Consider the following 12,284-nt stretch of genomic DNA (forward strand, 5'->3'; position numbering starts at 1 on the left):
GCTCAGGCTCAGTGAGCCTCGCCCCAGTTCGCGCCGACCCCGACCTCGGCCACCAGCGGCACGGCCAGCTCGGCCACGCCAGCCATCAAGACCGGCACGCGCTCGCGCAAGCGTTCAACCTCGTCCTCGACCGCATCGAACACCAGCTCGTCATGCACCTGCATCACCATCAGGCTGCGCAGGCCCTCGGCGCTCAACCAGCGTTGCACCGCGACCATGGCCATCTTGATCAAATCGGCCGCCGTGCCCTGCATGGGCGCATTGATGGCGGCGCGCTCGGCCGCCGCCGCCCGCGGCCCCTTGGCGCCGGCGGACAGCTCGGGAAAGTGCAGCCGGCGCCCGAACACGGTCTGCACGTAGCCCTGCTCACGGGCCTGCTTGCGGATGCGATCCATGTATTGCGCCACACCCGGATAGCGCATGAAATAGCGGTCGATGTAGGACTTCGCCGCCGCGCGCGTGATACCCAGGTTCGAGGCCAGGCCGAATTCACCCATTCCGTAGATCAGGCCGAAATTGATCGCCTTGGCGGCCCGGCGCTGTTCGGCGCCGACCTCGTCCAGGGACAGGCCAAACACCTCGGCCGCGGTGGCGCGGTGAATGTCCAGGCCCTCGGCAAACGCCCGCCGCAGGTTTTCGTCGCCCGACACGTGCGCCATGACGCGCAGTTCGATCTGCGAATAATCGGCCGAGACGATTCGCCCCAGGCTGGAGACGAAGGCGGTGCGCACCCGGCGCCCCTCAGCCGTGCGCACGGGAATGTTCTGCAGATTGGGATCCGAAGAGGCCAGGCGGCCGGTGATGACCGCCGCCTGCGCATAGCGAGTATGCACCCGCCCGCTGCGGGGATCGACCATGCGCGGCAGCTTGTCGGTGTAGGTGGACTTGAGCTTGGCCAGGCCGCGGTACTCGAGCAGCAAACGAGGCAGGGGATAGTCCGCCGCCAGGCGGCTGAGCACCTCCTCGTCGGTGGACGGCGCGCCGCCGGCCGTCTTGCGCAGCACCGGCAGTTGCATGCGCTGAAACAGGATCTCGCCCAGTTGCTTGGGCGAGTTCAGGTTGAAGGGCTGTCCAGCCAGGGCGTGCGCCTCGCCCTCGAGCACAATCATCTGCTGGCCCAGCTCATGGCTCTGTGTCGCCAGGGCACCGGCGTCGATGGCCACTCCGTTGCGCTCGACCGTGGTCAGGACGTCCGAGGTCTCGATCTCGAGGCGATACGTGCGCTCCAGGCCCTCGTCGGCGCTGACCTTGGGATACAGGACCTCATGCAGGCGAAGGGTGAAGTCCGCATCCTCGGCCCCGTAATGCGCCGCACGCTCGAGGTCGACCTCATCGAAGCCGATCTGCCGGGCGCCCTTGCCGCACAGGTCCTCGTAGGTCGTGCCGGTCACGCCCAGCCAGCGCTGGCCGAGTTCCTGCAGGTTGACGCGCCGGTGGGATTCGAGCACGTAGGCCTGCAGCATCGTGTCGTGCTGGACGCCGCGCAGGGCCACCCCCTCGTTGGCCAGGACGTGCGCATCGTACTTCGCGTGATGCAGGAGCTTGGCCGCCTCGGGGTCCTCGAGCCAAGGCCGCAGCCGCTCGAGGACCAGGGCCCGGGCCAGTTGCACCGGCGCGCCCGGGCCACGATGCCCGACGGGGATGTAGCAGGCGCGGCCGGCCTCGACGGATAGGGAAATGCCCACCAGGCGCGCGGCCATCGGATCCAGGCTGGTGGTTTCGGTGTCCATTGCCACGAGCGCGGCCCCACGGATACGCTCGACCCAGCGTTCCAGGGCCGGGAGGTCAAGCACGGTCTCGTACTTGATCTCGGCGGGCGCCTCGACCTGCGGGGCGACGCGGGCGTCCTGCGCCGGTATGCGCTGCGGGTCGCCAGTGGCCTCGCGCAGCCACGAGCGAAAGCCATAGGCCTCGTAGAGGCGCAACAAGGTATCGTGGTCGGGCGCCCTGAAACTCAGGGCCGACGGCCGCATGCCCTCGGGCAGTTCGCAATCCAGCCGGATGGTCAGCAAGTCGCGGGTCAGGGGAAAATTAGGCAGGGCCGCGCGCAGGTTTTCCCCCGCCACGCCCTTAATCTCGCCGGCCCGGGCGATCAGCGTCTCGATGTCGCCGTAGGACGAGAGCCACTTGGCCGCGGTCTTGGGGCCGACCTTGTCCACGCCGGGTACGTTGTCGATCGTATCGCCCGTCAGCATCAGGAATTCGACGATGCGTTCGGGCGGCACGCCGAACTTGCGCACGACGCCCTCGATGTCCTGGCGCTCGCCCGACATGGTGTTGATGAGTTCGACGTGCTCATCAACGAGTTGGGCCAAGTCCTTGTCACCGGTCGAGATGATGGTGTGGAAGCCCTCGCCGCTGGCTTGCCGGGCCAGGGTGCCGATCACGTCGTCCGCCTCGACGCCCGGCTGCACGATCACCGTCCATCCCAGGGCCGCGGCGGCCTCGTGGATGGGCGCGACCTGCGCCCTGAGATCCTCGGGCATGGACGGGCGGTTGGCCTTGTACTCGGGATACAGGACCTCGCGAAAGGAGCCGCCGGGCGCATCAAACACACATGCGCCATAATCCGCCCTATCCTTGTAATCCTCAAGGAGCCTCCTTAACATGGAGATGACGCCATACAGGGCCCCGGTCGGCTCCCCTCGCGCATTGCGCAAATCAGGCATCGCGTGGTATGCGCGATACAGATAGCTCGACCCATCCACCAGCAACAAGGTTTTTTTCATGGCTAACAATAAAACGACACGGATATCCGCAGAACAACAGATTCCAACGATTATCTCAGAGATGAGCACGGCAGCTCAGGCTTTTCGACATATCGGCCTGGGCGTCAGTGTTTTCGGCAGCGCCCGCATTCCCCGCGGCCACCCCTTTTACGACCTCGGGCTCGAGGTCGGAGCGCGCATCGCCCAACTCGGCCTGCCGGTGATCGCCGGCGGCGGCCCCGGCCTGATGGAGGCCACCAACCGCGGCGCCTTCGAGGCTGGAGGGCGCAGCGTCGGCCTGAACATCCGCCTGCCGCGCGAAAAGCGCGACAACCCCTACCAGACCGACAGCCTCCATTTCGAGTACTTCAACTCGCGCAAGGCATCGTTCTTCATGCACAGCCTGGCCTACGTGGTCTTGCCCGGAGGATTCGGCACACTGGACGAGGTCTTCGAGGCCATCACACTGGTCCAGACGCTCAAGCAGCCCCCCGCGCCCATCATTCTGGTCGGCGTCGAATTCTGGTCGGGCCTGATGGGCTGGGTGCGCGATCAACTCCTGACCCACGGCATGGTCAGCCCCTACGATCTCGACCTGATTCTGATGACGGACGATCTGGACGAGGTCATGCGGCTCGTCCAGGAGGCCGCGCAGATCGAGCCCAACCGCGAGCCCGCCCTGCCTGAGTAAAGCGCCGACAGGGGTCATCATGATGCGACGAGGCGGGGTCCCGGGTTCAAGACCGCGCCTTGCCACGGGCGGTGCGGCATGCGCGCGCCCGGTCACTCCGGAGGTCCAACCATGAAGAGCACCATGCTGGGCGCCGCGCTACTCGCCATCGCGGGCCTGATCCCCGCCACGGGTGCCGCGCAGGATGCACAGACACTGAAGATCGCCACCGAGCCGGACTACCCGCCGTTCGAGTACCGCGACACCGATGGCCAGCTCGCGGGCTTCGATATCGACATCGGCAACGAGGTCTGTAAACGATTGGCCCGCGAATGCGCGTGGGTCGATCAACCCTTTGACAGCCTGATCCCCGGCCTGCAGGCCCATAAGTTCGATCTGGTCAACGCGACCATGACCGCCACCGACGCCCGCCGCAAGATCATCGACTTTTCCACGCCCATGTACATCGTGCAGGTCAAGCTCATGGTCCGCAAAGGCAGTGGCCTGCAGCCTACGGCACAGTCCCTCAAGGGCAAGCGCGTCGGCGTCCAACAGGGCACCACCATGGAAACCTACGCGCGCCAGGAATGGGCGCCCCAGGGTGTCGAGATCGTCTCGTATCCCAGCCATACCAATGCCTTCGTGGCCATGGCCTCGGGACGGTTGGACGCCACCTTCCAGGAGGCGCAAAGCGCGGTCGATGGTTTCTTGAACAAGCCCGAGGGCGCCAATTTCGAACTGGTCGCCTCGCCGCTGGACTCGCCGATCCTCAACCAGCCGATCGCGATGGGCATCCGCAAGGGCAACCCGCTCAAGGTCGAGGTCGACCGAGCGCTGGAATCCATGCTGGCCGACGGCACCCTCCAAGGCTACGCCCGGAAGTATTTCGCCGAGGGCAATATTGCGTTTCCCGGCGCCCGGTAGCCCGGTCCAGGCCCCATCGCTCACACATGCCCACACTCGACGTCCAAAACATTCACAAACGCTACGGCGACAACGAGGTCCTCAAGGGCGTCTCCCTGACGGCCGACGCGGGCGACGTGGTCTGCATCCTGGGGTCCAGCGGATCGGGGAAATCGACTCTCCTGCGATGCATCAATTTCCTGGAAAAACCCGACCAGGGCACCGTCTCGCTCAACGGCGAAACGCTCAGAATCGTCACCGACAAGCGCGGCGAGCCCCACGTGGCGGACCTGGATCAATTGCGCCGGCTACGCTCGAAACTGGCGATGGTTTTCCAGCACTTCAACCTCTGGGCCCACATGAACGTGCTGGGCAACGTGACCGAAGCGCCGATCCAGGTGCTGAAGGTCGGGCGGGCCGAGGCGATCGAGCGCGCGCGCCATTACCTGGCCAAGGTGGGCCTGTCGTCCAACCTCGAGACGCAGTACCCATCCTCGCTGTCGGGCGGACAGCAGCAGCGCGTGGCGATTGCCCGCGCGCTGGCGATGGAGCCCGAGGTCATGCTGTTCGACGAGCCCACCTCGGCCCTGGACCCCGAACTGGTCGGCGAGGTCCTCAGGGTGATGCAGAAACTCGCCGAGGAAGGCCGCACCATGCTGGTGGTCACGCATGAAATGGGATTCGCCCGCAACCTGGCCTCCCAGGTCATGTTCCTGCACCAGGGGCGGGCCGAGGAGGTCGGCCCGCCATCAGAGGTCTTCGACAATCCGCAAAGCCCGCGGCTGCGGCAATTTTTGTCCGGCAATCTGAAGTAGGGCCCGATGCCCGAGCCTGCGTCAACGGGCGGCGACCTTGCTGTTCGCACGCAGCTCCAGCTGGCGAGAGACGCGCTCTACTCTTTGGGTCACTACGCGCCCGGCGTCGATCCGCCTCCGGACTGGAGCAAGGAAAGCCATGGCGGCCCAACGACCTTCGGTTTCGCGCAATGGCAAAACGGCAAGCTCGTCACTCTGCGGGGCCGGTGAGCCGGCGCCGCATCAGCACGTGGGGGATGCCCGCCTCCATGAACGTCGGGCCCTCCTCCACAAAACCATGGCGAGCATAGAAGGGCCGCGCCCGCAACTGCGCGGCGAGGATGACTTCCTCGTCACCGCGCCGGCGGGCTTCATCCACCAGGGCGGCCAATAGGGCCGCGCCGACCCCCTGGCCTCGCCAGGGCTTGCGCACCGCCATGCGGCCGATATGGCCGTCAGGCAGCAAGCGCCCCGTGCCCATGGGGCGCCCGTCGGCGGCATAGGCGATGGCATGGACACACTGCGCATCCATCCCGTCGAGCTCAAGCTCGAGCGGGACATCCTGCTCGTGGACGAAGACCTCGCTGCGGATGCGCGAAGCCTGCGGACCCAGGTCCTCCCATAAACCCGTCGCCACGCGCCGCGCACTCCCGTCCGGTCGATCAATGTCCGCCGCGTCCTCCAGCCCAAGCGCGAACGCCAGCACCTCGGGCTGCCAATCGGCGAAATCCGCAAGTCCGTGGTCGCTGCCCTCGATGATCCGCTGGCGGGACCCCGCGTAGCGAGCCCGCATCTCGCGCCAATCCAGAACCTCGTCGCCGGTGGCGGCCACCAGGAAATAACGCGCCGGATCCGATAGCACGGGAATCTCGGCCTCGGCCTGCGCCAGTTCCTGGACGTAGTCCGGCAGGAATTCGAATGGCGCGTCGCCATGGAAGGTCCGGTGCGATCCAACCTGGGTCGCCAGGTCCCGGGCCGCATGGACGACCGGATTGAGCACAACGGCCCGGCATCCCAGGCGCTCGGCGAGCCAGGTGGCGTAGAACCCCCCCAAGGACGAGCCGATGACCGCCAGGTCCTCGCGACGCCCGCCGGCCGCCAGCCATTGCTCGGCCCGTGCCAGGGCCTGGGCCAGGGCCGCGCGCGGGCTGGCCGGTAATTGGGGGCACCACCACTGTCCGTCGAGCCCTCGTGCGGCCAGGGCCGCCGCCATCAGGCGCGCCTTGTGGGACTGTGGCGAGGAACGGAACCCATGCAGGTAGAGGATCATGGCCGGACTCGTGGCGGGGCGGCTCAGGCGGATTCGCGCAGGCTGCGACGGCGTTCGTGCTCCTGCAGATAGCGCTTGCGCAGACGGATGGACTTCGGCGTGACCTCGACCAGTTCGTCGTCGGCGATGAATTCGACGGCGTACTCCAGGCTCATCTCGATGGGCGGCACCAGGTCGATGTGCTCGTCCTTGCCGGAGGCGCGCACGTTGGTGAGCTTTTTTTCCTTGATCGGATTGACCACCAGGTCGTTGTCGCGCGAATGGATGCCGATGATCATGCCCTCGTACACCGGGTCCTGGGGCGAGACGAACATGCGACCGCGCTCTTGCAGCTTCCAGAGCGCATAGGCCACGGCCGTACCATCGTCCTGGCTGATCAGCACGCCGTTTCGGCGCTCGCCCACGCCGCCCTCGCGCATGGGGCCATAGCTGTCGAAAATATGGCTTATCAGCCCGGTGCCGCGCGTCAGCGTCAGAAATTCACCCTGAAAACCGATGAGGCCGCGCGCGGGGATGCGGTATTCCAGGCGTGTGCGGCCGCGCCCGTCGGCCTGCATGTCGAGCAGATCGCCCTTGCGACGGCCGAGTTCCTCCATCACACCGCCCTGGTGGCTGTCCTCGACATCCACGGTCAGCAGCTCGTAGGGCTCCTGGCGCACGCCATCGATCTCCTTGATCATGACTCGTGGCCGGGATACGGCGAGCTCGTAGCCCTCGCGCCGCATGTTCTCGAGCAGAATGGTCAAATGCAGTTCGCCACGCCCGCACACCTCGAACACCGTGTCGTCATCCGTATCGTTGACGCGCAGGGCCACGTTGGACTTGAGCTCACGCTCGAGGCGGTCGCGCAATTGGCGGCTGGTGACGAACTTGCCTTCGCGGCCGGCCAGCGGCGAGGTGTTGACCATGAAGTTCATGGTCAGCGTGGGCTCGTCGATGCGCAGCAGCGGCAGCGCCTCGGGTACGGCCGGATCCACCAGGGTGCAGCCGATGCCGATGTCCTCGATACCGTTGATCAGCACGATGTCGCCGGCCTCGGCGTGGTCGACCAGTTCGCGGTCCAGGCCCTTGAACTTCAGCACCTGGTTGACGCGGCCCTTGATCGGATCGCCCTCGGGCCCGAACTTGACGAGCACGTCCTGGCCGGTGTGCAAGCGCCCGCGGTTGATGCGGCCCACGCCGATCTTGCCCACATAGCTGCTGTAGTCCAGCGAGATGACCTGCATCTGCAAGGGGGCGTCGGGGTCGTCGTCGCGCTGCGGCACGTGGCGCAGGATGGCATCGAACAAGGGGCGCATGTCGCCCTCGCGCACGTCGTTGCTGAGGCCGGCGTAGCCCGACAGGCCCGAGGCATAGATCACGGGGAAATCGAGCTGCTCCTCGGTCGCGCCGAGCTTGTCGAACAGATCGAATGTCGCATTGACCACATAGTCGGGACGCGCACCCGGGCGGTCGACCTTGTTCACCACGACGATGGGCTTGAGGCCCAGGGCCAGTGCCTTGCGGGTGACAAAACGGGTCTGCGGCATGGGGCCTTCAACCGCGTCGACCAGCAGCAACACACCATCGACCATGGACAGCACGCGCTCGACCTCGCCGCCGAAGTCGGCGTGGCCCGGGGTGTCGATGATATTGATGTGGGTGCCCTCGTACTCGACCGCGCAGTTCTTGGCGAGGATGGTGATCCCGCGCTCGCGTTCGATGTCCCCCGAATCCATGACCCGTTCGGAGACCTGCTGGTTTTCACGGAAAGTGCCCGACTGTCGCAGGAGTTGATCGACGAGAGTGGTTTTGCCGTGGTCGACGTGGGCGATGATGGCCACGTTACGCAAAGCGCGTTTCATGCGGAGTCCTCTGGTTTGATGACCGCCGGCAACAAAGGGGCCGGCAGTGCGTGTAAGGGGATCAGCGCCGATTGCGGCGCCTCCATGGTCTGCAAGGCGTCAAGTCCGATCGAGCGCTCGATGTCGAAAGGGCCGACCCGGGTGCGGCGCAGGACCGCCAAGTGGGCATAGCATCCCAGGGCGCGGCCGATGTCCTGCGCGAGGGTGCGGATGTAGGTGCCTTTGCTGCAATCCACCTGCACGAGGGCCTGCCGGGGATCGCAGGAGAGCAGGTCCAGCGCGTGGATGGTCACACGGCGCGCGGGGCGCTCCAGCTCGATACCCTGGCGCGCGTACTCATATAGCGGCTTGCCGTCGCGCTTGAGCGCCGAGATCATCGGCGGCACCTGCTCGATGGGGCCGCGAAACTGCGCCAGCACCTCCTCGAGCCGATCGCGCGCGACACCCTCGAAATCCTCGGGCGCACGCCGGGTCACGACGCCAGTACAGTCACCGCTATCGGTTTCCTCGCCGAAAGCCAGCGTCGCCAGGTAAGTCTTGTCGGCCTCGAGCATGGCGCTCGAGATCTTGGTCGCACGGCCGAAGCAGCACAACAGCAAGCCTGTCGCAAAAGGATCCAGGGTGCCGGTATGACCGGCCTTGCGCGCGTCGACCGCGCGCTTGGCACGCTGCAGGGCATGGTTGCTGGACAGGCCTTCGGGTTTGTCCAGCAACAGGACGCCGTCGAGCAACTGCCCGCGTCGGGATGCCATCGTTCAATCCGTCCAGGGTGGAGACGACAGCCCGTCAGGGCTCGCCGTCGGGGTCTTCGAGCTCGGGGATTCCCGAGGCGCCCGCATGCGGGCGATTGGCCCGATCGATCAGTTGGGACAATTCGATGCCACGCGCCAACTGCGCATCGTGCAGAAAGCGCAGGGTCGGCACCGTATGGATGTGCAACAGCTTGAAGAGCTGGGAATGCAGCCAGCCGGCCTTTTCGTTGAGTGCCTGGGACGCGGCCTCGGGCTCGGCGCCCAGCACGGTGAAATACACCTTGGCATGGGCATAGTCGGCCGTCAGATCCACCCCGGTCAGCGTGATCAGCCCCACGCGTGCGACGTCCAGTTCGCGCTGGACGAGGCCGGCCAGATCCTTCTGGATCTGGTCGGCCAAGCGCGTATTGCGGCCGGGATTGGATTTGGGTTTATGACGAGCCATATCGATAGCGTCCGGACGGACTACAGCGTCCGGGCGACCTCCTTGATCTCGAAGATCTCGAGCTGGTCGCCGACCTGGATATCGTTGTTGCCCTTGAGCGTGATCCCGCAATCGAAGCCAGACTTGATCTCCTTGACATCGTCCTTGAAGCGACGCAAGGAATCAATCGAACCGCTCCAGTGCACGACGTGGTTGCGCAGCAGGCGAACCTGGGAATCGCGTCGCACCAGGCCCTCGAGCACCATGCAGCCCGCGATATTGCCCACGCGCGACACGGTGAAGACCTCGCGAATCTCGACCAGGCCGATGATTTCCTCGCGTTTTTCCGGTGCCAGCATGCCCGAGAGGGCATTGCGCACATCATCGATCGCGTCGTAGATGATGTTGTAGTAGCGCAGATCGATGTCGTTGGTCTCGGCGAGCTTTTTGGCGCTCTGGTCGGCGCGCACGTTGAAGCCGATGATGACCGCGTTCGAGGCGATGGCCAGGTTGACGTCGCTCTCGGAGATGCCGCCCACGGCCGCGTGCACGACCTGCACCCGGACCTCGTCGGTGGAGAGTTTCAGCAAGGAGGACACCAGGGCCTCTTGCGAGCCTTGCACGTCGGTCTTGACGATCAGGGCCAGCGTGCGGGCACCCTCGCCCATGTTGTCGAACATGGACTCGAGCTTGGCGGCCTGCTGGCGCGCGAGCTTGACGTCGCGGAACTTGCCCTGGCGGAACAGCGCGATCTCGCGCGCCTTGCGCTCATCGGCCAGAACCAGGACCTCGTCGCCGGCCGCCGGGACCTCGGCCAGGCCCTGGATCTCGACCGGCGTGGACGGGCCGGCGGATTGCGTGGGCTTGCCGGTATCGTTGAGCATGGCGCGCACGCGGCCAAAGGCCACGCCCGCCAGCACCGCATCGCCGCGATGCAGCGTACCGCTCTGGACCAGGATGGTTGCCACCGGGCCGCGCCCCTTGTCCAGGCGCGCCTCGATGACGATGCCCTTGGCGGGCGCGTCCACCGATGCGGTGAGTTCGAGAATTTCGGCCTGCAGCAGGACGTTCTCGAGCAACTCGTCGATGCCGGCGCCCGTCTTGGCCGACACAGGCACGAAAGGCACGTCGCCGCCGTACTCCTCGGGCACGACCTCCTCGGCCACCAGCTCTTGCTTGACGCGCTCGGGATTCGCCTCGGGCTTGTCGATCTTGTTGATCGCCACCACCAGGGGCACGTTGGCCGCCTTGGCGTGGTGGATGGCTTCCTTGGTCTGCGGCATGACGCCGTCGTCCGCGGCCACCACCAGGATCACGATATCGGTCGCCTGGGCGCCGCGCGCACGCATGGCGGTAAAGGCCTCGTGACCCGGGGTATCGAGGAAGGTCACCATGCCCCGGTCGGTCTTGACGTTGTAGGCACCGATGTGCTGCGTGATGCCGCCTGCTTCGCCGGTGGCCACTTTGGTGCGCCGGATGTAGTCCAGCAGCGAGGTCTTGCCGTGATCGACGTGGCCCATGACGGTCACCACGGGCGCGCGCGGCAGGGCTTCGGTCTCGGTCGACTCGGCATCCTCGAGGAAAGCCTCCGGATCGTCGAGCTTGGCGGCGATGGCGGTATGACCCAGCTCCTCTACCACGATCATGGCCGTTTCCTGGTCCAGAATCTGGTTGATGGTGACCATCTGGCCGAGCTTCATCAAGTGCTTGATGACCTCGGCGGCCTTGACAGCCATCTTGTGCGCGAGATCCGCGACGGAAATTGTCTCTGGGACGTGGACCTCGCGGGCGATGAACTCGGCATGCTGCACCTCGTTTTGCTCGATGCGCTGGCGGCCCTGGCGACCCTGACGGCCCTTGCCGCCCCCCCGACCCTTGCCGCCCGCGCGCCAGGCATCACGCCCCGCGCCCGGCGACAGCGTCTCGGCCCTGGAGGCGGGCTTCTTGCGTCCGCCGTCATTGGCCCAGCTCGAGGACACATCCGCGGTCTTGATGATTTTCTTGCCCTCGGTTTCTTTCTTGGGGGTCGTCTTGGCGCCCGCGGGCTTGTGCAGAGTGCCGGTCTTGGACTCCTCGGGCTCGGGCGCGCGCAAGACCTTGCGCGGACGGCTGAGCATCTCGCGCAGGGCCGCGGCCTCGGCCTCGGCGGCGCGGCGCGCCCGGTCGCGCTCGGGGTCGGCGGCCGGGGCCGCGCGGCGGGCTCGACCCGCCGTCGGCGCCGAAACCGGCGCGGCCGGCGGCGTGACCTCGGCGGCGCCGGCATCGGCCTCAGGCCCGGCATCGGCATCGGCATCGGCCGTAGCCTCGGCCTCGGCAGGCGCGGGCTCCGATTCCGGCGCTTCGGCGGCGGGTTGGGCCGGCGCGGCGTCTAGCGCCTCAACGGCCTCGGGTACGGTGGCCTCGTCGGGCGCGGCGGCCTCGACCACAACGGGGGCCTCGGGCGCCGGCTGGGCGGCATCATGTTCGGACGCGGATGCGGCCGGCGGCGTGGCCACCGGGGCCTCGGCCTGGGGCTCGGCAGGCACCTGGGCGGGCGCCGGGGCCTCGGGCGCGGCAGCGCCTTCGGCGCGTGCAGTCTCGACCAATTCGGCCGGATCGCGCTTGACGAAGACGCGCTTCTTGCGGACCTCGACCTGGATGGTGCGAGAACGCCCCGAACCATCCGCCTGATGGATTTCACTGGTCTGGCGGCGGGTCAAGGTGAGCTTCTTGCCCTGGCTGGTGCCGTGTGAGCGCTGCAAGGCCTCGAGCAAGGCGGCCTTGTCCGCGTCGGTCACGCCGGCGTCCACCGATTCGAGCTCGACGCCCGCCGAACGGAATTGTTCCAGCAGCACGTTAGCGGGCATGTTCAGCTCTTCGGCAAACTGAGCGACGGTGTTACTCGGCATTCGACTCTCTCTTTATCACTACTATTTCGGA

At 66.5% G+C, this 12,284-nt stretch carries 9 protein-coding genes and 1 pseudogene; 3 read left to right on the forward strand and 7 right to left on the reverse strand.

What is annotated here, in order from left to right; genetic code table 11:
• Positions 1-8 precede the first annotated feature (8 nt).
• Entirely contained in the window at positions 9-2,729 is a 2,721-nt protein-coding gene (gene polA, locus ABS761_RS05480; RefSeq protein ID WP_350407112.1) for a DNA polymerase I, read from the reverse strand.
• On the opposite strand from polA, the gene ABS761_RS05485 reads away from it, so the two are divergent.
• From ABS761_RS05485 to ABS761_RS05495, 3 genes are all read left to right on the forward strand, one after another.
• The gene (locus ABS761_RS05485) at positions 2,728-3,399 is read left to right on the forward strand and encodes an LOG family protein (protein WP_502881387.1); all 672 of its coding nucleotides are present in this window, start codon (positions 2,728-2,730) and stop codon (positions 3,397-3,399) included. The two genes, polA and ABS761_RS05485, sit on opposite strands and share 2 nt — an antisense overlap.
• A 111-nt stretch (positions 3,400-3,510) precedes the next feature.
• Entirely contained in the window at positions 3,511-4,302 is a 792-nt protein-coding gene (locus ABS761_RS05490; RefSeq protein ID WP_350407113.1) for a transporter substrate-binding domain-containing protein, read from the forward strand.
• Positions 4,303-4,328: 26 nt separating this feature from the next.
• Positions 4,329-5,096, forward strand: coding sequence for an ABC transporter ATP-binding protein (locus tag ABS761_RS05495; protein ID WP_350407114.1), 768 nt, complete (start codon positions 4,329-4,331; stop codon positions 5,094-5,096).
• 190 nt (positions 5,097-5,286) lie between these two features.
• Here ABS761_RS05495 and ABS761_RS05500 read toward each other — a convergent pair whose 3' ends face one another.
• The 6 genes and pseudogenes from ABS761_RS05500 to infB all read right to left on the reverse strand — a co-directional run bounded on the left by ABS761_RS05500 (position 5,287) and on the right by infB (position 12,253).
• Positions 5,287-5,607, reverse strand: coding sequence for a GNAT family N-acetyltransferase (locus tag ABS761_RS05500; RefSeq protein ID WP_350407268.1), 321 nt, complete (start codon positions 5,605-5,607; stop codon positions 5,287-5,289).
• A gap of 153 nt (positions 5,608-5,760) precedes the next feature.
• A pseudogene (locus ABS761_RS05505) lies at positions 5,761-6,345 on the reverse strand (YqiA/YcfP family alpha/beta fold hydrolase); the annotation flags it as partial.
• A gap of 23 nt (positions 6,346-6,368) precedes the next feature.
• Positions 6,369-8,189, reverse strand: a complete 1,821-nt coding sequence (gene typA, locus ABS761_RS05510; protein WP_350407115.1) for a translational GTPase TypA — start codon at positions 8,187-8,189, stop codon at positions 6,369-6,371.
• Positions 8,186-8,941 carry a tRNA pseudouridine(55) synthase TruB gene (truB, locus tag ABS761_RS05515; protein WP_350407116.1) on the reverse strand — a complete coding sequence of 252 codons (756 nt, stop codon included), beginning with the start codon at positions 8,939-8,941 and terminating at the stop codon, positions 8,186-8,188. Before truB ends, typA begins: the two co-directional genes overlap by 4 nt.
• 34 nt (positions 8,942-8,975) lie before the next feature.
• On the reverse strand, positions 8,976-9,386 hold the full coding sequence (gene rbfA, locus ABS761_RS05520; protein WP_350407117.1) for a 30S ribosome-binding factor RbfA: 411 nt from the start codon (positions 9,384-9,386) through the stop codon (positions 8,976-8,978).
• Between the two features lie 20 nt (positions 9,387-9,406).
• Positions 9,407-12,253, reverse strand: coding sequence for a translation initiation factor IF-2 (gene infB, locus ABS761_RS05525; RefSeq protein ID WP_350407118.1), 2,847 nt, complete (start codon positions 12,251-12,253; stop codon positions 9,407-9,409).
• Positions 12,254-12,284 lie beyond the last annotated feature (31 nt).

This window comes from Castellaniella sp. GW247-6E4, assembly GCF_040276065.1.
Taxonomy (GTDB): domain Bacteria; phylum Pseudomonadota; class Gammaproteobacteria; order Burkholderiales; family Burkholderiaceae_B; genus Castellaniella.